This window comes from Treponema sp. (assembly GCF_045657965.1).
Lineage (GTDB): Bacteria > Spirochaetota > Spirochaetia > Treponematales > Treponemataceae > Treponema_D.
The window spans coordinates 25,428-44,021 of sequence record NZ_JAZOUG010000086.1 but is presented as its reverse complement, the minus strand read 5'-3'; the positions used below and the strand labels follow the sequence as shown (position 1 = coordinate 44,021).

Genomic DNA, 18,594 nt, shown 5'->3' with positions numbered 1-18,594 from the left:
TAATCAGGGTCAGGCTTATCTTCCTAGCTCTGGCGGTCTGGTTGCGCTGCGCTGCGGTGGCTACTGGGTTAACGGCGTGCATTGTGGTCCGCGCACGGTGGACTTGAACGGCTACCCGTGGGGCGTGCACACGGGCATCGGTTCCCGGCTGGCCTGCGACGCGGCTGCGTAAGCAGACGCCCTGGCGGCGGTTTTACCGCCGCTGCCTGAATTTCTGAATCTCTGGTTTTGCTTTATGAATGAATTAACTGATAGACAAAAGACCGTCCAGGTGAACAAAGAACCGTTTGGCGCTGTTGAGAACCTGAAATTGTTCCAAAAATTCTATGACTTTATGACGTACTTTGAGCCGATTATAGAAAGGTTTCCGAACTTTGAAAAATCAGCCTGGTGCGCTGAAGCTAAAAAGCAGCTTATCAGAATGATGCGGATCATTATTGTAACAAATAAATCCCGGCAGAAAGTGGCCGGATGGCATGAATTTGATACTGAATTAACAGTGTTGAAAATGTACATCCGGCGTTTCCGCGAAAAGAAATACTTATCCACCAAAACTTACGAACACAGCGTAAAACTTCTGGATGAGATTGGTAAGATAACGGGTGGTCTTATTAAAATTGCGCAAAATGCGCGATAAGAAGGTAAAGTGTCGAAAAAATATTGTTGTTCCTAACTCTGACGGTCTGGTTGCGCTGCACTGCGGTAACAACTGGAATAACGGCGTGCATTGTGGTCCGCGCACGGTGAACTTGAACAACTACCCGTGGAACGTGAACACGAACATCGGTTCCCGGCTGGCCTGCGACAAAGTTTTTAAGCATTTGAATAACGCAATTTGAATAGGCACGGAAATTTCTTTAAGGAGAGTTTCCGGCGATTATTCCGCTTTATAAGCGATTGTCGGGCATTTTATCTTTATTCCTTTTTGGAATAGAAGTATTCAAGCCGTTGCGGTTACGACTGTAACGGCTAATTTTATTTAAAGTGATAAGAAGATGGATAAACCTAGATTTGAACAAGTGTACGATTTTGAAAATATTTACCAAAGTGCAAAAGAGGTTTTATGTGGTAAAAAGTTTCTGCCGCATGAGTTATATTTATCTTATAATTTAGAATCGGTTTTAATAAATATTCAAAATAATTTAATCTGGCATACTTACGAACCAGGTCCATATAGTAATTTTTATGTACACGATCCAAAATTAAGGCTTATAAGTGCGCCTGGATTGCTTGATAGAATAGTTCAAACAATGGTTTGCCGCGTTATTGAGCCATATATAGATCCGCGGTTAGATTATGATTCATACGCCTGCAGGGATGGAAAAGGAACGCTGAAAGCAGCTGAACGGGTTGCGCATTTTATAAACCGTCCTGATTGTAAATATTATCTTTATTTTGATATTAAGAAATTCTTTGAAAGCGTTCCTATTTTTAAGCTGGAAGAAATTTATAAAAACTTTGTTACTGATGATAAAGATATTTTGTGGTTATTGCATAAAATATTTATGAATGAATGCAATGGTATCGGATTAAAGAAAGGATGCAGAACCAGCCAGCTGAGCGCAAATATTTATTTGAATGAACTGGATTTTCATTTAAGGCATAGTTTACATTGTGAACATTTCTTGCATTACATGGATGATTATTTGGTATTTGATTCTGACCTGAAAAGATTGGAAGAATTGAAGTATGAAATTCCTGAATTTTTGGAAACGTTGTTTTTAGGACTGAATGATAAAACGCGCATTGGTGAAAGTGCGGCCGGATTGTGTTATGTCGGCTACAGGATTATGCCGGATTATAAGCTGGTAAAGAAAATTACTATGGACCGACAGAAAAACGATGTTAAAGCGTGGCATAATGGAAAAATTACGGATGATGAACTATACGCAAAACTTGCTAGCAGATACGGGCATTGTCAGGGAACGGCAAGTTATAAATGGATAAGTGAAGAACTGCTGAAGATATTGCATGAAAAACTTACCAATCAACAGTAAAGCCCAGCTTCTTAAAATGTTCCCGGTAGTCTTCGCCACAGTAAAATTCAGGCTCAGTTTTGCAGAACATACCGTCACTTATAGTAATTTCAAAACTGGTGGCTTCTGGATGCTGAAAATAAAAATCTATAACTTCGCTTATAGAATCGAAATATAAACAGCGGAATGACCAGCCGCCAAAAAGATCTACAGGGAATGAATAAGAAATCCTGATTTTATCCATTTGTTGTTTCTTCCTTCTGGGGTTTGAATAAATAATCCATGTCAAAAAGTGTCGGCTGGTCGCAATACTGAACATCAAAAAGAATTAAGTATTTTGCAACTTTTTTATTTGTTTTATACCAGGATCGGATTATAGTGGCGGCGGCTTCTTTGGCTGTTTGTAACGATGGAAAGCAGTCTTTTTCTTCGTGTGGATAGACGGATTTAATGAATCTGCCCAGCTTGGCATCTATCGAGAATAAAAAATAGTTTTCACCCTGGTAGATGCGCAAAATAATTTGAGAATCCGGCTTTGTTTCATTTTGTTCCCATATTACAGGCAGATTTTTTATACTAATCATTTTCTCTTGTTATCACTGGGCCATTGGCTGAATAGTGGTAAATATCCATGTTTAAGACTTTGGCAATTTCACGTTCAAGTTTTGCGCCTTTTGACGTTTGCCAGTCTTCCAGAAGGCAGATGCCGTCACAAAATAAAAGCTGCATAATATCGGCTTTTAAGTATGTGTTATAAGGTAGGCTTCCGGCGTATTCTGCTTTAAATTCTTTGTCGAGGTATTCAGAAATATCTACAGGATTAACAACTTCACATTCTAAGTTGTCGGCAATGATTTTAGCAGCTTTGTTGAACTTTCCGCGAAAATCCGGGTCTGAACTGATTGCGCCTGATATGTAGATTTTCATTATTTACCTTCCTTGTCTTTTTCGCTTTTAAGCTGTTCTTTGTTCTTATAATATTTGATTCCGACAATTACGACTTCGCCGCCGTATTTGATGCGGAAAAACTCATTGTCAATTCTTTTTACTTTGATAAGTTTCTTTGTTCTGGTGTTGATGTTCAGAATGTAGTTCTGAACCCACTGACATAAATTAAAGTTTTCTGGATTCATCATTGGTTATTCCTCCGGTGCAAAGTCAAATATATGTGAAGCATTTTCTTTGTCGCGCATTACAATAACGCCGCCTTTAGGTATTCCAAAAAGCCCGTATGCACACCAATTACAGCCAGAACTATCACCTTTAACCGGTGAACCTTTTCCAGTGTATCTACCAATACATTCTTGATATGCACAATTTGGATCTTTAGCGCCAGCGTTTTTGAAATCCTGAACTGATGCTATATGTCCGCACATAGGGCATAAAAATTTCCAGTCCATGTAATTATCACCGAACCTTCTATTTCCTTCTTTCGTCCAGGCTTCAGGTGATTCATAAACTTTTGTATTGTTATCATCAAAAGTCATTGTTTGTCTGTCTGACAGTTTTACTTTTCTTTCCATTGTCTGTTCCTCCTAAAATATATCTGGCTGGTCGTCGTCAAAAGGATTATCTTCTGGCGGCTCTAAGTCTAAATATTGCGGCTGCTGACGAGGTGGCGGGGCCGGTTGCTTTGTTTCTTTTGGCTGTTGTTTTTGTGCAGCATTTTCCCATTTTACAAGTTTGATATTCTGGAAAATCTGTTCAGGATTACCACCAAAACGCTTTTGTTTAAGCACTAATTCGCGGTGATCACGGCGCAAGTATTTGATTACTTTAGCGCGTGACATTGCTTCTTTTGAATCTTCAGTGAGCTGGTAGAAATCAAGATAACGCTGGTAAACATCAGCGGTCTTTTCGTAATACGGTTCACCGGTTGCAGGGTCAAATTCAAGGTCAACTTTGATATTTGCTTCAAAAAAGCGGTCAAGGTCGGTTTTTTGTTCTTCGCGGTATAAGTCTTTATAAGCAATACATTCCTGAGAAAATGGAATATTGCCTTTTAAGTTAATATGTAAATCAACATATTTTTCACATAAAAACTTAATTATTGCCGGAAATTCCGGTCTTAAATCGCTTACAAAGTCATTTGAAGTTTTTGTGTCTTTGCTGCCTTTTGCGTGTTGAATCTTAAAATGATAAACGGCCATACGGGTAAAAGCTGCATCATCGTGAGCGTCAAAAGATGGCGCATAGTTTGAAGCAATAATAATTTGCGCTGTTGGCAAAAAGTCATGTGGATTTTCGCGCAACATACGGGCTGTTAAAGTATCGCCACCGGTCAATTCTTTCCAGAAATTTGTATTTAATGCGGCGTTGCGGGCTGTTTCCTGAACAAAGGCAGCGCAACGGCCTTCCAGCTTTGCAATTTCCGGTGTTGCTTCGTTACCGCTTACGTTGCGGCCGCCTGCAGAAACGAGAACTTCAGTTTTAAGGCGCACACAACAGCCAGAAAAAACAGCTTCAATAACGTTCAAAGTGGTTGATTTACCCGTATCATGCTCACCCAGAAAAACGCCGCCGTATTTATAGCCGGTGTTACGGCTAGGAATGAGCGATAAATAGTAAAATAAAGAATTAAGCGTTTCTTCGTTTGCAAAGTTTCCGCGCATAAACTTTAAGAAGTTTTCCGGCGTTTTTGCGTTTCTAACTTCATCAACTGTATAAGGCAGCATTTCGCGGCGGTAGTCTTCTGTCTGGCTTTGACGGAATTCTATTTTATTGCCTGAGAAATCCATAACGCCGTCCAAAAGTGTCAAAGTTTCACGGATTTGCGGACCATCAAAAGGTAATGATTCACACCATACATCCGGCTTGGTTCCGTTAATATCCTGGGTGATTCCCTGGCGGAACGGGCGGCCGCCAATTTTGACCAGCAGTTCTTTTGCAGCCTTCTTTTCTTTTGGATTTTTTTCAAGATATTTTTTGATTAAAGAACAAAGGATTGTATAAGCAATTCCGGCAACGTCAGGTTCACGAACCCATACAAAACCATTAAAGAACCAGTTCTTTTTGTCGTTTTCAGTATAGCGCAAACGGCCGTTGAAAATTTCTACAATAAGCTGAGCTGCAGAAGCGGCATCTTTAAATTCAAAAAACTGATTGAATGATTCAGATTTTAGAATCTTGTCATAATCAAGTTTTACAATAGTTTTGCGGTCTTTGATTGATTTTACAATTCTGGATGCCGGAATAAGTGCGGCTTCCAGTTCATTGCGCAAGTATTTTGAAACTCCGTATTTGTCACAGGCTTCCAAAAGGAAATAAGGACTGATGCCGGAATTTTCTTTGATTGTTTTTTCATCCAATACAGCATTACTGGCGGCGGCCCATTTGGTCAGCTCAGTGCGTGTTTCTGTTGATTTACAAGCCTTCATGCAGGCATTTACAAACAAGTAAACATCTGATTCGTCAATAGCGGAAAATTCTATTTTTTTAAGAAGTGCTTTAAGTCTTTTTATGCCGATTGTGTCAAATTCTTCTTCGCCTTTTTCGTTGAAGCGGTCGGCTGGTTTTGGTTTGCCTGGCTTTGGAAGCGGTTTCCATTCCTGGGCATTTTTAATAGCGGTATCAATAAGATCTATTCTGTTGTTGATAATACATTCGTCACAATCTTTATAATCACAGTCTTCCGGTAATTGCGCAACTTTGATAATGCCTTTATATCCGGCCTGTCGGAAGATTTCAGGGCGTGAGCTTGTGCCTTTTCCATCTGCAAAAGGAATGATGCCGGAATTTTCTTTTCCTGCAGTGTCCTTATCGAAAAGAAAAATAACTTCTGGAACATCCAGCAGATACTTTTGAACCTTTTCTTTTGATATGCCGCCGGTTCCGCCAGCTGAAAAAACATTGTTAAATCCGGCGGCATTGCAGGCAAGTGCGTCCATTTCACCTTCAACCAGGATGATTGAAGACGGAAATGGTAAGCAATAAGGCTGCGGAAAGGTTGTTACACCTGAACCGTTCCATTTTACGCATTTTGTTTTGTCGTCAATATAGTAATGAAGTTTGAAGCCATTAGATTCTTTAAGCGCTACGCCTGAATGATCCCATGAGCTTTTATTATTCTTTTCAGGATTACGGCCGCCGATTCCTGCAGCAACTAAAGTTTGCCAGCCTAATTCAGCTTCTGCAGCGTCAAAACCCGGCCAATAGTAAAGAGTTTTTAACAGGTTTTGTTCTACAAAAGAAGGATAGCTTTTAATTTGCCCTTGTGTTGTATAACGTGCGCGACAGTCTAAAAAATTTTTGATTGCTTTTTGTGCGGCCGGAAGTGTTGAAATCTTTTTGAAATAGCTTTCAAGAGTTTCAAGGGCTTTTTTGTCCGGTTCTTTCTTTTCTTTTGCTGGAACAGGTTCTTTTGGAACATATTTTGAAATTGAACCTTCACCGGTTCCAAAATGAGAATCTACCCATCTGAATTGTTCGCCGCGGTCAGAAATGCCTTCCAGGAAGCCTACAGCGTCGTAAATATCAAAACGCTGATTGCAGCCAAAACAATAACAGTTATCTTCATACACTGCCATTGATGGCCCGGCATCTTTATGCGCCGGATTGATACAACGGATATTTTTGCGGGAAAAATCTATTCCTTTTTGAGTAAGATAATCACGTAAAGCATTTTTGTATTTGTCGAAGTCGTACTTTATTTCTGACATTTTCTAATTTTCTCCGAACTTTAGATTTTCCCTTCCTGGAATTGCTGGCGGCGCGTCCACAACTGTTCCTTCAAACAGTTTCTTAATGATATGAACCTGAATCGGACAATCGTTTCCAGAACGTGCAATTAAAGCAAGCTCAGAAGGTGAATACTTTACACCGTCACGAGTAAAAAGCCAGCCTGATGTTTTATCGTATGCGCAATCTTGCTGAATTGCGTCACTATGAAACTTAGTCCAATTTCCTTTTGCCATTAGATACCTTCTTCAAAAAATTCAAGTAAAGCAGTGTACAGGTCAAAAGCGGTCATATCTTCTACACGGTCACGATAGCGCGCCTGATATGTCTTCCAGAAGTCGCGGATCTGAATTGCAATGGTATTTTGCAAAGACTTATCCGGCGCCTTCTGTTTTGCCGGTTTGTTTGAAACTGGCTTATATTTATGTTGAATTTCTGTTGCAGCTTTTACAGTTCCGCCTTCATGTTTTAATTCTTCAACCGCCTGCTGAAGATTTTCCTGCGGGACACTGCGGATTTGAGCCATTGCGCGTGTGCCGATTCCTGAAGTATCAATTCCGGCAGATTCAGCTTCCTGGCGTTTATTGATTCCGGCTACAATGTCAGAAACCCAGTTAATTGACTTGCTTAATTCAGCGGCAATTTGTCCTTGTGTCATGCCGGAATCTAGCATTTGCTGAATTGCAGCTTCTTTATCTTTTGCGCTTAAATCTACGCGCTGGATGTTTTCTATAAGCTGCAGGGTGTGCATTTTTCCGCTAGGGCGGATGCAACATTCAACCATATTGAAATCAAAACCATCTTCACAAAGTTTCTGGATTGCCAAAACACGGCGGTGGCCAGCAATTACTTCATAAGTCTTTTCGCCGTCCTTTTCCACTGCCGGGCGTACTGAAATAGGATTCAATAAGCCGTTTTTCTGAATTGACCAGGCGAGCTGCGAAATGTCGCCGTTGTCAATTTCTTTTCTGACGTTTTCTGACATATATAATTGTTCAACCGGAATTTTAATAAAGGTTGCGTTTTGTGCGTTCAGTTTCATATTAGTTCCACTCCTTGCCGGTGATTGCATCAATAAATCCTTTTACGCGGTTTTCTACATCGGCGCGGATTTTATAATCGTTGTCAAAAACAATGCGCTGGAAGCTGTTCAGCTGCGGCACAGGTTCTTTAATAAGATAGTCAGTGAATTCTTCCTGATACTTTTGCCAGATTCCGTTTGGATCGCGCGCTTTGTTGTATGCGTTGCAAACCACATACACATCTGATTCCAGGCAACATTCAGCAAGCTCTTGCAGAAAGTTTTGAGTTGCTACAAAGTCCAGCGGTGAGCATTTGCCACACACTACAACAGCATCTGCAGCGTTTACAGCGTTTCTGGTCATTGCAGACCATGTTCCAGGCGGGTCTATAAGGATATAATCATAGTTTGATTCTAAACCCAGTTTTTTAAGTTCAAATTTTAGCTGAGTATCTTTCAAGTTTGAAATCATTGAAAGATTCAATTCAGACGGCACAATGTCGAGCCGGCCGCCGTCGGTTGATTTTTTTACATTGTACGGGCTTACAGTTTGCCCGGTAAGAAGTAAACGGCTTGTTTGTTCCTGAAGAACTTTGCCGTAAATCTCTGAAATACTACAGTTTGCATCCAGGTCAATAATCAAAACTTTTTGATTCTGACGGTAGAGAAATTCAGCCAGAACGGTCATAAGTGTTGTTTTGCCCGTTCCGCCTTTTCCATTAGTGATAGTGATTTTCAATTTTGCTTCCTCCTGCGAAAATAGATTTGGTGAATCACAATTTATTTTTTTTTAATTTTCTGGATTGTCGATATTATCCCAGTCAGGTGGATAATCAGGTTCCGGCGCGTCATAAGTTGGCTGGCTTGCAGCTGTTGCCGGCGTTGAAGATTTTCCTTCACCTGGCCGGCGCAAAGGTCTAACTTTTGATGCACGGATTTTAATTGCTGAAAAAGATTTTCCATCTTTTTCCCAGCGATCTTGCTTCAATTCACCTTCAACCAAAACTTCACGGCCTTTTGTGAGTTCTGGCACAGCTTTTGAAGCATATTCGCCAAAATAGTCACAATCAAAAAAGCTTGTCACCTGGTTCCAATTTCCTGCCTTGTCTTTAATCGACTTATTTACAGCCAGAGAAAGACGAACCAGCGGTGTTCCGGTTGAAAGCGTTGTTAATTCAGCGCTCTTTGTCAAACGGCCCTGCAAATAGACTTGGTTTAAGTCGCTCATTTGTTTTTATCTCCTTCCGGTAAAATTCCGGCATTAACATCAAATTCAGGATGCAGATTTGCCCATTTAACAGTCACAATTAAATGACCAGAAACTTTATATGGCGCGCCCTGGTTCTTTTTGTATTTATTGAAAACGTTTGGATAACCCAGTTCAAAATCTATCGCGCCGGACAATAAAGATTCATACCTGATGCCGTCAATGTACACAGGTATTGCGAAGCGGTTGCGGTTTGACTTTTTGTTTAAAACCTTTTTATAAGCCATCCTTCGTTCTTTTTTCAAAAAGCTACTACTCACGTGAGTAGTTTCCCCTCCGGATCACTCACGTGAGTAGTAAAAAAAACAGGCTTTTGACTGCCCGACTAAAAACAACCAAAAGCCTTTATATCTGAAACAAGGTGTTTAGCCTTGTGCCAGCGCCTAAAAATGTTAGTCGGTATTAAAGCATGACATTTCTAAATGCTTTAATACCTTGATTATATGAAGGAATAACTACAATGTCAAGAATAATTAAAAGTTTTTCTTTGAATTGAGCATTTTAAATGCTATAATTCTGTTGACATTTGTATGTGGGTGGGCGGTCTTCAACGATAAGTTGATAGTCTTACAGCTTATGGAGTTTCAACCCGACTATGAAATGCCTTGAAGAAGATTTTAAGCGATTTTACAAACTTGTAGAATCTGGCCAGTTGCACAATAACGCGGCTGCAAAAGCGTGTAATTACACACCGGAACAATTCAGTCGATTGCGAAAAAAATATTCAAAAATCGGTGACAGAATGTTTATTCACGGATTAAGCGGAAAGAAAAGTAATCATACAAAACTTACCGCTGAAATCAAACACTTTATTATTGAGCAATATTTAATCGAAAGTTCAGAAAGAAATCCAATCAATTTTAAATACTGGCGTGATGAGCTTGAAGAAGTTTATGACATTAAAGTGTCGTATAAAACTGTTTACAATGTTTTGACTGCTGCAGGAATCAATTCACCTGAAAAGCGCAAGGTTAAACGTGCGCCGGTAAAAAGAATCAGCTTCCGGCGTAAAAACTTTGGTGAGCTTTTACAGTGGGATGCTACACCTTACCAGTGGTTTGCGTGGGCTGGCGATACGAGATATTACGCACTTCATGGCGTGATGGATGATTCACGTTCTACCTATCTGGCTTTATACATGACTGAATTTGAATGTCGCTATGGTTATATTGAATGCCGCCGGCAAGTTTTAACGAAATACGGCGTTGAACTTGAAGATTATTCTGATAAAAGCCCGGTATTCCATAATAACTACAAAGATCAAACGGCCCTATCCATTGCAGACCAGCTGGCCGGAACTGAAAAGAAAAAAGCATTGTGGGAAATTATGAACCAGGAATTAGATGTTGATTTACACCTGGCAAATAGTCCACAGGCAAAAGGAAAAATTGAACGCGGCTGGGAAACTATTCAGGGCCGTTTAGTCAATGAGTTCAAGAAGCGCGGAATTAAAACGATTGAAGCTGCAAACCCGTTCCTTGAAAATGAATTCTGCGGTTACTACTTTAAGCATTTTGGAAAGAATAAAGAAAACGTGTCAGTATTCAGAACGCTGGATAAAGGAATCAACTTACAGAATCTGCTTTGTGTGAAAGAAAAGCGAACTGTAAATCGTGAAGGCTGCATAAGTTTCAAAGGCTTGAAAATTAAAGTCCTGAACTTCCAGCACACGCAAGTTGAAGGTGATTTGTGCATAAATCAGAACGGGCTTTGGTTCTTATACAAAGGTCAGAATTACGCCGTTCAGATTAAATCCCCTGCCAGTGAACTTTCAGCTGATGTTCCGCAAGTTCTGGAAAACATCATTCACGATTATTTATTTTCCGAAATGCACTTTAAGGCGGCTTGATGTTGCAGATGTAAGTTGTTTTTTCACTTACGGCAACACCGAAAAAAAAATAAAAATCCTTTTTTCTCACGTTTTTTTTGAAAAATAAAAAATTTTTCACTGTATAGGTTTATATTTTTATTTTTTACAAATTTTTTAATTTTTTCATTTTGAAAAAATCGCGTTAAAAATTAACAGTTTTCTTTCATATTTATTTGTATTTTATTTAGTGTAAGTTTGTAAGTCGATTTTATATATTTAGTATTCAATGACAATGAATAAAAAAAATATGAATAAAATAATAAAGAATAATTACTATACAATATTTTTTATCTAATACGAACAAAAAGAAAAACATTTAAATTTGTCTTACAAACTTACAGATACCAGGAACTGTTTTTATATAACAAAAAGGTACTGGGAACCCCCTATCCCTTATGCAATAATTCGGCGGCGGGTGCCTTTTGCAATTTGTGTATCAGGTTTGAACATGGGTTAAAAATCGGTTAAAGATAGTTATAGCGTTTTTAACTTTTAACTTCTAAAGTTAAAGAATGGAAGTAATACCTAGTCGATTTGCGGAAATGTGCATGGTTTCACCAGCGGCCATTTGCAAAAAAATTAAAAACGGAACTTTAATTCAAAACTCTGCTAAGAAGCTGGATACGGACAATCCGATTAACAGACAATACCTGATGCAGAAACAGGCAGCGTTTAAGGCCGGCATTACTGAAGGCAATTTGAACGTCGTTGCAAATAAACCAGGCTTTGAGCTGGCGGCGCAAACTGCCGGCATTACACCGGAATTGATTCAGGCGGAAACTACTCACGTGAGTGATGTGGGACCAGCTGAAAAGAAAACTACTCACGTGAGTAGTGGCGGAAAACCGGCCGTGTTTACAGCTGCAAACGATATGCAAATTTCCGGCGCGGCGAATGAAGCGCTGAATATGACTTTGCGAGAACTGATTATTTACAGGGGCGGCGGGTCCATTGATGGCGTGGAAAAATATTCAAAGATTTTGCGCGACCTGGTAACAGCTGATGAAAAGGATCAGAAGCTGCAGGAACGTCGATTAGTTCAGATTCCTAAAGATTTTGTGGTTTCCAGGTTGTTTAATTTTATTGACCAGCTGATGAATAAGCTGCTGGATGTTCCAGAAAGCATTACTGACCAGGTAATTGCACGGGTGCAGGCCGGCGGTGATACGATGCGGCAGGATGTTATTAACCTGATAAGCGACAACGTGAGCAGGTGCATTGCCGGAACTAAGGAACATATTATTAGCGAGCTGAACAGCTTGCGCGGCAAGTATGAAAAACAAAGTGATGCGGCCGATGATATGGTTTCTGAAATTAAAGAACAGTTGGAGGCGGAAAAATGACAATAAGTGAAATTCCGGCGGCGGTTGCTACCTGCGCATTTTACATAATGATGATTTTTCTTGCCGTTCTTTCCTTTCCGGTAGTGTTCATTATTTCCGTGGTGGAAAGTTTTCTGGAAGAAGAAGAATATCACGAACATTCTTGAAAAATTTTGCTTTAAATAAAAACGGCCACTACTCTGCCGCATAACAGGAGGTATTAAAAAATGAAAAGTACACTTGAACAACTTGAAAGAAGTATGCAGCGCGAACGGATAACGGCGCTTACTGAATATTATGCCCAGGGAAAAGATACTGACAAAACTTCGCCGTTTTTCTTGCGGGCCGTGTCTAAAGACGGGCTTATGGCTGCCTGGCAGAAAGAAAGCGAAATTGAAGCTGTTGAGCTTGCAAAGGATTACTGGCTTAAAGGCTTTGTTTACGTCGAAGTTTTTTGCTGGCGCAATAAAAACATTGATATTGTCTATCACGGCGTAAGGTGGGGATTTTAGTGATGGAATGCAAAGTTAAAGGCATGGTTTGCGAAGTAAAGGATAACTTTGGGAACGTTGAAAAAGATTATATGAGCTGGCTTGAAAAGGCTTATAACTCTTTTGTGTATATTTCCAGCTGGAAGTTTAATACGACAAAAGCGAAAAAAGAAATCAAAAATATTTGTGATTGCATGGTCGAACTTAAAGATTTTATTGATAAGTACGAGCTGGAACACGAAATTGAAAACCTGAATAAAGACAGCGCACAATTTGACTGCGAAATGTACATTAAAAAAAATGAGCTTGAATATATTGCGGACGAGATACGGGCGGCATATAAGAAAGGCTGGCGGTTTTGTATGGATTCAAAGGAAAAGCCGGAGGTCAAACAATGAAAGATATGTCTAAAAGGATTTTGTTGGCTAGGTGTCAGAATTGTGAAGAACAGATTCAGCGGCAGGGCAAACGTTGCGCCTGGCGAAGTTTGGGCAACGATTATTGTTTTGAAGGAATGAGCAACGAGGAAGCGAACGCGGAAATTAGCAGGAACTTTAAGGACTTTCAAACAAAGATTGCCAGGGAGATGATCTAGGATGTTGAAGCTGGAAGATATTAAGCTGCCTAAGAGTTACCAGGAAACCGGCGAAAAGGTGCGACACGTCCGGAAATGGATAACGCCACCCGGACAATTTTATAATTATAGTATCGTTGCAAGTGATATAAACGGGCAGCTTTATGTGAGTATTGCGAACGCCTGGGACTACAACAGCGAAATTCCGGCGAAGGTGATTCAGCAGGTAAAGCAGGATGTTTTTGGTGATGCGAAAACAAAAGTCAGTATTTACCACAATCATCCGTATATTTGTGAGGTGGCGGAAAATGGGAAAAAGTAAGTGGGACGATTTGCCGGATTCTTTTTCTTTTCCGGGGACGGCGCGGGTAAAGATTGCACGCGGGGCAAGGTGGCGAAAAAAAATCGCTTTAAAAAAGGCGGCGGCCACTGCACTGCATCTAAATGATACAACAGATTCAAACCAGGAGGAATTGAAAAAATGGGAACTGAGAAAAAAGAACTGAATGACAACGTGAATCATCCAGCGCACTACTGCAAGGGTGGCATTGAATGTATTGATTCAATTAAGGCCAGCATGACTGACGAATGTTTCAAAGGCTTTTTGAAGGGAAACGTTATGAAATATGTTTACCGTTATGAAAGCAAGGTGAACCCGCTGGAAGATCTGAAAAAGGCGCGCTGGTATCTGGATAAACTGATTGCTGAAGTTGGAGCTGGTGCAAAATGATTTATAACCAGATGGAAAATGATGATATTTTTACTGAGTTCTGGGCAAGTAATGAGCTGCAGGAGCTTTCTGAAATGTGCTGCGCCGGAAAGATTGACACTGACGTTTTAAGGCAGAAGATTTCAAAGGTTGAAGGCGTTCTTTGCAAAATTAAGGACACAATCAATAAAGTTGAAAAGGGAAATGGAAAATGAAGTTTTGTGAAAACAGCGTGAAGCTGGTAAACAGCAATGTTGAATGGACTGGTGAAGATTACGCCTGGGATATTGCTTTTTACATTGAAAAAATCGCACGGAACGGGACACAGACACAGGACCGTGACAATGCCATGACAAGGCCGATTGAGTTTTGCAGGAACGCATGGAACGCACGGCCGCGGCATAGTTCTATTTTTGAATTTGTGGATTTGACTTTTCAGCTGAACACTTCTATTGCGATCAGCCGGGAATTGATACGGCATAGGCTTTGCAGCTTCAATGAAAAATCTACACGCTATTGTGATGAATCGAACCTGGAAGTAATTCTGCCCTATTGGTGGAAGGATGCCAGCGCGGAAATGCAGCATAGATGGGCTGAGTACATGGAATGCGCTGAAAGATTTTACCAGGAAGATATTAAAACTGGAATGAAAAGACAGGAAGCGCGGGGAGCTTTGCCGCTGGATGCTATGACTAGTGTTTACATAAAAGCAAACCTGGTTGAATGGTCGCATATTCTGCGACTGAGATGCGACAAGGCTGCGCACCCGGATATGCGGGATTTAATGAATAAGGTCAAAATGGAAATCGGGCGGATGTGTCCGTGGATGGAGGAAGCTAAATGAAACCGTGGGAACTTTTTAAGCTGATTGAAGATACTGAATATATTAGCGGCGGCGATGATGTACAGTTTGCTGTTAAGCCGGTTAAAGAAGAAAAGGCGATTTATTTACTTTTTCAGGAATCGGCAAGCAAAAGGGATTGGCAGGTGAATCTTGATTTTCCGGTTAAGGTTTATAAGCAACAGCAGAAATTCTTCCTGGTGCATCGGGGATGGGCTAAAGCCTGGAAAAGCATTAACGATATGGTTTTTACTGAACTTTTGAAAGTTATTCAGGGAAAAGAGGATTGGAAAATCATTGTGGCTGGTTGGAGTTATGGCGGGGCTATGAGCTTACTGGCGGCAGAAGATTATTTCTTCCGGTTCAAAAAGCCGGTGGCCGAAGTTATTACTTTTGGCGGTCCTAAGCCGTTGTTTGGTTTTTATACACGGCATTATTTTAAGAAGGCGGCTGAAAAGTTTTATCAGTATGAATTCAGCTATGATTTTGTGACCTGGTGCGTTCCACTGCCGTTTTACATGAGGTGCGGAAATAACATCATTGATAAAAAGAACTGCTGGAAACTCTGGCGGGTGTTCCAGACAGGGAAATGGCATTGCGCTTATGGTGATGCTGAATATTACTAGAAGTCATATTTTACGTGGGAAGCATCGGGCGGAAATATAGAGAGTTACTACTCACGTGAGTAGTTGGGAAATAATGACTGAGGTTATAACTGAATACGACATTGATTTTTTAGTTGAAAATTTCTCACGAATTACGGCAAAAAGAAGCTATGTGAAGCCGTCGGAATATATTGAGCAGGTGCGATATATTGACCGGGCTTTGTCACCTTTTCCGGGAAAGTTCAGTTATGATAAGTTTCCGTATTTTAGAGAGATTATCAATCAATTTGCGCCGGACAGCCAGACGCGGCGCGTTTATGTGATGAAGGGAAATCAGATTGGAGCGACTACCGGAATCCTTGAATCTGTAATGATGTATTATATCGGCGAGAATCCGGCAGCGGTGCTTTACGTTTTGCCTGATGAAATGATGGCAAAAGATGCAATGGCTACAAAAATAGATCCGACAATCGACAACTGCGGATTGCGGCCATTGATTTACAATCAGACAAGGCAGGCGCGAGGATCTAAAAAGACCGGTGACACGGCTATGAAAAAGGAATATCCGGGCGGATATTTGCACGCGGTCGGCGCTGGTTCTGGAAACCGTTTCCGTAACTTTTCTTATAAGGTTGGGTTGGTTGATGAAGCTGATGGAATGCAGGCGAAAATTAAGGGCGAAGGTTCCGTTTATGATTTGATGGTGGCGCGCCTGGATGCTTACCCTACTTCCAGCAAGTTGTATATTGGTTCAACACCTGCAGAAGAAAAAAGTTCTTTGATTTGGCGATTGTTTCAAAAAGGTACGCAAAAGTTTTTTTACGTGCCGTGCAAATATTGCGGGGAGATGCAGCGGCTTGAATTTACTGTTTGGGATCCGGCTGACAAGTCGCGGAAGATTGGCGGCATTGTGTGGAAGCAGGATGAAAACGGAATTCCTGATTTAAGCACTGTTGGTTATGAATGCCCGTATTGTCATAAGATTATGAAGAACTATGACAAGGCGGTTATTATTCCAAAGGGTGAATGGCGAGCTACAGCTCAGGCGGTGCAGCCACAAACAGAAAGCTATCATATTACGGCGCTTTATAATCCGCCTGGAATGTTTTCCTGGGAAGATTATGTTTCTGCGTGGGCTGAATGCTGGGATTTGAAAAATAATAAGGTGCGCGATAAGGAAAAATATAGGGTTTTCCGTAACTTAAAACAGGGCTTGCCGTATCTGGAACAGAATGAGCAGATTAAATATGAACGGGCCGTTTTACACAGGCGGTTTGGTTTTGCTATGGGAACGGTGCCTAATAAAATGGCGCGTGAAGATGCCGGAAGCAACATCCTTCTTCTTGTTGGGTCGGTGGACGTTCAGAAAAACGGGCTTTATGTAGACATTAAAGGCTATGCGGATAACGGCGTTACTTACACGGTTGATTTTATGTTCCTAGAAGGACCGACTGAACAATTTGGCGGCCCGTGGGATAAGCTGGCGGATATTTTTGACAATAAAGTTTATGCGGATGACAGCGAAGGCGAAAACGTAAAACTTTACAAGGTTGCCATTTTGTTTGTGGATTCCGGTCATTACACGGACTGGGTTTACAGCTTTTGTCAGCGTTTTACTTCCGGTGTTTATGCCTGCAAGGGTATGGACTGGATTAAGGGCGGCGAAACTTACCAGCTTTTCAGCAATTCTACTTTGAATAGAATTGGTTTACAGCTGGCTTATCATGTAAACACGGGAAAGCAAAAGGACCGCATAAGTGTTGCAATGAATGTTCTGCGATGGAACAGCGGCGAACTGCAGCCGGCGTGGTATCCGAATTTCCCGGAAACGTTGCACGATGATTATTATAAAATGTTCGAAGCGGAAGAAAAGGTTGAGGTTATAGACAAAAATACCGGGCAATGGCTGAAGACGATATGGCGGGCAAAGTTTGGCGCGCCGAACCATGCGTTTGATACTTACGTTTATAACCGCACGGCGCTGGAAGTTCTGGCGGATGATATTTGCCGGAATGAAATGGGCTTGCGTTACCTGGACTGGGCAACGTTCTGGAATTACGCAAAAACAGGCGCGTTCTACTACAGTGACAAGGCGACTGACGGGCCGATGTTAAAGGGCTTTAGCGCTGAGGAATTGGCGGAACAGGCGTTGAAAAATGGTGAATAATGGGTGGTGAAAAATGGATAAGCGTTTTATTTGCATCTGGAAAACTAACAAAACCTGCACGATGAGCGCAAGCGCTACAAATATTGTCGTTGAAAAGCTGTTTATTCCTTTTGGTCAGTATAAGAAATGGGCTGAAATGAAAAACAGGACCAGCGGAAGTTTGTTTGAGGAATGGTGATTTTATGAATTATGGATTGCCATATAAAGGCAGTAAAAATTCTATTGCGGCGCAAATAATCGACTTTTTGCCGCCAGCGGAAAACTTTTATGATTTATTTGCCGGCGGCTGCGCTATTACTCATGCGGCTTTATTGTCAGGTAAATACGAGCATATTTATTTTAATGATATAAACCCTGGAATTACACAGCTTTTTGTTGATGCAATACACGGGAAATACCACAATGAAAAACGCTGGATCAGCCGGGAAGATTTTTTCAGATTAAAAGAACAGGAACCATATATTAAATGGTGTTGGAGCTTTTCAAACAATGGGCGTGATTACCTTTATTCAAAAGAAATTGAACCGCTTAAAAAGTCTTATCATTACGCGATTGTTTTTGATGATTGGTCATTGTTGAAAGAAATCTATCCTGATGAATGGGAAGATGTTTATAATGCAATTCATAATATCAAAAATCAAAACAAAAGGCGCTTGAAATTCAAAACAGCTATTCAGGATGCAATTAAAAAAAATGAATCAAAACACTTGACAGAACAAGGCGACGGCGGTATTTTCCGACTTGTCGGGGAAGAAAGAAGTCAGTCGCTAGAAGCATTACAAGGTTTGCAGAGCTTGGAGCGGCTGGAGCGGCTGGAGCGGCTGGAAGGAAGCTATGAGAAGGTCTGCATAAAACCTAACAGCGTGGTTTATTGCGATATACCTTACCGCGACACAAACGTTTATGATAAAGATAATTCGTTTGATTACGAAAAGTTTTATTCCTGGGCGGAAAGACAGACGGAACTTGTGGTTATTTCTGAATACAAGATGCCCGGTGAAATTGATGTGGAAGATTACCAGCGGGAAAATAAACGCGGATATTTTGCCGATTAAGTTTTTTAGACTACTCACG

26 protein-coding genes are annotated in these 18,594 nt (G+C 40.8%); 15 read left to right on the top strand and 11 right to left on the bottom strand.

The features are described from left to right. Positions 1 to 235 precede the first annotated feature (235 nt). Together avd and ACKI5B_RS03350 are read left to right on the top strand one after the other, a co-directional pair. Positions 236 to 637, top strand: a complete 402-nt coding sequence (gene avd, locus ACKI5B_RS03355) for a diversity-generating retroelement protein Avd (protein WP_407425829.1) — start codon at positions 236 to 238, stop codon at positions 635 to 637. A gap of 358 nt (positions 638 to 995) precedes the next feature. Next, the gene (locus ACKI5B_RS03350; protein ID WP_407425827.1) at positions 996 to 1,997 is read left to right on the top strand and encodes a reverse transcriptase domain-containing protein; all 1,002 of its coding nucleotides are present in this window, start codon (positions 996 to 998) and stop codon (positions 1,995 to 1,997) included. Here ACKI5B_RS03350 and ACKI5B_RS03345 read toward each other — a convergent pair. From ACKI5B_RS03345 to ACKI5B_RS03295, 11 genes are read right to left on the bottom strand one after another with little or no spacing between them, the layout of a single operon-like run. Next, entirely contained in the window at positions 1,981 to 2,220 is a 240-nt protein-coding gene (locus ACKI5B_RS03345; protein ID WP_407425825.1) for a hypothetical protein, read from the bottom strand. The genes ACKI5B_RS03350 and ACKI5B_RS03345 overlap by 17 nt on opposite strands. Continuing rightward, positions 2,213 to 2,560, bottom strand: coding sequence for a hypothetical protein (locus ACKI5B_RS03340; protein WP_407425823.1), 348 nt, complete (start codon positions 2,558 to 2,560; stop codon positions 2,213 to 2,215). The genes ACKI5B_RS03345 and ACKI5B_RS03340 overlap by 8 nt, the downstream gene beginning before the upstream one ends. Beyond that, the gene (locus ACKI5B_RS03335; protein WP_407425821.1) at positions 2,553 to 2,903 is read right to left on the bottom strand and encodes a DUF4406 domain-containing protein; all 351 of its coding nucleotides are present in this window, start codon (positions 2,901 to 2,903) and stop codon (positions 2,553 to 2,555) included. Before ACKI5B_RS03335 ends, ACKI5B_RS03340 begins: the two co-directional genes overlap by 8 nt. Continuing rightward, positions 2,903 to 3,112, bottom strand: coding sequence for a hypothetical protein (locus ACKI5B_RS03330; protein WP_407425819.1), 210 nt, complete (start codon positions 3,110 to 3,112; stop codon positions 2,903 to 2,905). Before ACKI5B_RS03330 ends, ACKI5B_RS03335 begins: the two co-directional genes overlap by 1 nt. A 3-nt stretch (positions 3,113 to 3,115) precedes the next feature. After that, positions 3,116 to 3,499 carry a VVA0879 family protein gene (locus ACKI5B_RS03325; RefSeq protein WP_407425817.1) on the bottom strand — a complete coding sequence of 128 codons (384 nt, stop codon included), beginning with the start codon at positions 3,497 to 3,499 and terminating at the stop codon, positions 3,116 to 3,118. Positions 3,500 to 3,511: 12 nt separating this feature from the next. Further along, a complete protein-coding gene (locus tag ACKI5B_RS03320) occupies positions 3,512 to 6,634 on the bottom strand; it encodes a toprim domain-containing protein (protein WP_407425815.1) in 3,123 nt (1,040 codons plus the stop codon). A gap of 3 nt (positions 6,635 to 6,637) precedes the next feature. Next, entirely contained in the window at positions 6,638 to 6,889 is a 252-nt protein-coding gene (locus ACKI5B_RS03315; protein WP_407425813.1) for a hypothetical protein, read from the bottom strand. Next, a complete protein-coding gene (locus ACKI5B_RS03310) occupies positions 6,889 to 7,695 on the bottom strand; it encodes a ParB/RepB/Spo0J family partition protein (RefSeq protein WP_407425811.1) in 807 nt (268 codons plus the stop codon). The genes ACKI5B_RS03315 and ACKI5B_RS03310 overlap by 1 nt, the downstream gene beginning before the upstream one ends. 1 nt (position 7,696) lies before the next feature. Further along, positions 7,697 to 8,413: a ParA family protein gene (locus ACKI5B_RS03305; RefSeq protein ID WP_407425809.1), complete on the bottom strand. Its 717-nt coding sequence runs from the start codon at positions 8,411 to 8,413 to the stop codon at positions 7,697 to 7,699. A gap of 51 nt (positions 8,414 to 8,464) precedes the next feature. Beyond that, the gene (locus ACKI5B_RS03300; protein ID WP_407425807.1) at positions 8,465 to 8,902 is read right to left on the bottom strand and encodes a single-stranded DNA-binding protein; all 438 of its coding nucleotides are present in this window, start codon (positions 8,900 to 8,902) and stop codon (positions 8,465 to 8,467) included. Continuing rightward, a complete protein-coding gene (locus ACKI5B_RS03295) occupies positions 8,899 to 9,186 on the bottom strand; it encodes a hypothetical protein (RefSeq protein WP_407425805.1) in 288 nt (95 codons plus the stop codon). The genes ACKI5B_RS03300 and ACKI5B_RS03295 overlap by 4 nt, the downstream gene beginning before the upstream one ends. A gap of 350 nt (positions 9,187 to 9,536) precedes the next feature. On the opposite strand from ACKI5B_RS03295, the gene ACKI5B_RS03290 reads away from it, so the two are divergent. The 13 genes from ACKI5B_RS03290 to ACKI5B_RS03230 all read left to right on the top strand — a co-directional run bounded on the left by ACKI5B_RS03290 (position 9,537) and on the right by ACKI5B_RS03230 (position 18,575). Beyond that, positions 9,537 to 10,790 carry an ISNCY family transposase gene (locus ACKI5B_RS03290; protein ID WP_407425803.1) on the top strand — a complete coding sequence of 418 codons (1,254 nt, stop codon included), beginning with the start codon at positions 9,537 to 9,539 and terminating at the stop codon, positions 10,788 to 10,790. 533 nt (positions 10,791 to 11,323) lie between these two features. Then, complete coding sequence (locus ACKI5B_RS03285; RefSeq protein WP_407425801.1) at positions 11,324 to 12,154, top strand: hypothetical protein; 831 nt, start codon at positions 11,324 to 11,326, stop codon at positions 12,152 to 12,154. Then, the gene (locus tag ACKI5B_RS03280) at positions 12,151 to 12,300 is read left to right on the top strand and encodes a hypothetical protein (protein ID WP_407425799.1); all 150 of its coding nucleotides are present in this window, start codon (positions 12,151 to 12,153) and stop codon (positions 12,298 to 12,300) included. The genes ACKI5B_RS03285 and ACKI5B_RS03280 overlap by 4 nt, the downstream gene beginning before the upstream one ends. Before the next feature lie 60 nt (positions 12,301 to 12,360). Beyond that, on the top strand, positions 12,361 to 12,645 hold the full coding sequence (locus ACKI5B_RS03275; protein WP_407425797.1) for a hypothetical protein: 285 nt from the start codon (positions 12,361 to 12,363) through the stop codon (positions 12,643 to 12,645). Between the two features lie 2 nt (positions 12,646 to 12,647). Next, positions 12,648 to 13,022: a hypothetical protein gene (locus ACKI5B_RS03270; protein ID WP_407425795.1), complete on the top strand. Its 375-nt coding sequence runs from the start codon at positions 12,648 to 12,650 to the stop codon at positions 13,020 to 13,022. Positions 13,023 to 13,220: 198 nt separating this feature from the next. Next, a complete protein-coding gene (locus tag ACKI5B_RS03265) occupies positions 13,221 to 13,520 on the top strand; it encodes a hypothetical protein (RefSeq protein ID WP_407425793.1) in 300 nt (99 codons plus the stop codon). Between the two features lie 159 nt (positions 13,521 to 13,679). Next, the gene (locus ACKI5B_RS03260) at positions 13,680 to 13,928 is read left to right on the top strand and encodes a DUF3310 domain-containing protein (RefSeq protein ID WP_407425791.1); all 249 of its coding nucleotides are present in this window, start codon (positions 13,680 to 13,682) and stop codon (positions 13,926 to 13,928) included. Continuing rightward, positions 13,925 to 14,122 (top strand): hypothetical protein, encoded by a 198-nt coding sequence (locus ACKI5B_RS03255; RefSeq protein WP_407425789.1) that lies wholly within the window; start codon positions 13,925 to 13,927, stop codon positions 14,120 to 14,122. The genes ACKI5B_RS03260 and ACKI5B_RS03255 overlap by 4 nt, the downstream gene beginning before the upstream one ends. Beyond that, positions 14,119 to 14,751, top strand: coding sequence for an FAD-dependent thymidylate synthase (gene thyX, locus ACKI5B_RS03250; protein WP_407425787.1), 633 nt, complete (start codon positions 14,119 to 14,121; stop codon positions 14,749 to 14,751). The genes ACKI5B_RS03255 and thyX overlap by 4 nt, the downstream gene beginning before the upstream one ends. After that, the gene (locus tag ACKI5B_RS03245) at positions 14,748 to 15,374 is read left to right on the top strand and encodes a lipase family protein (RefSeq protein ID WP_407425785.1); all 627 of its coding nucleotides are present in this window, start codon (positions 14,748 to 14,750) and stop codon (positions 15,372 to 15,374) included. The genes thyX and ACKI5B_RS03245 overlap by 4 nt, the downstream gene beginning before the upstream one ends. Positions 15,375 to 15,447: 73 nt before the next feature. After that, on the top strand, positions 15,448 to 17,520 hold the full coding sequence (locus ACKI5B_RS03240) for a terminase gpA endonuclease subunit (RefSeq protein WP_407425783.1): 2,073 nt from the start codon (positions 15,448 to 15,450) through the stop codon (positions 17,518 to 17,520). Positions 17,521 to 17,533: 13 nt separating this feature from the next. Then, complete coding sequence (locus ACKI5B_RS03235; RefSeq protein ID WP_407425781.1) at positions 17,534 to 17,698, top strand: hypothetical protein; 165 nt, start codon at positions 17,534 to 17,536, stop codon at positions 17,696 to 17,698. A 16-nt stretch (positions 17,699 to 17,714) separates the two neighbouring features. Continuing rightward, positions 17,715 to 18,575 (top strand): DNA adenine methylase, encoded by an 861-nt coding sequence (locus ACKI5B_RS03230; RefSeq protein WP_407425779.1) that lies wholly within the window; start codon positions 17,715 to 17,717, stop codon positions 18,573 to 18,575. The last annotated feature ends 19 nt before the right edge of the window (positions 18,576 to 18,594 follow it).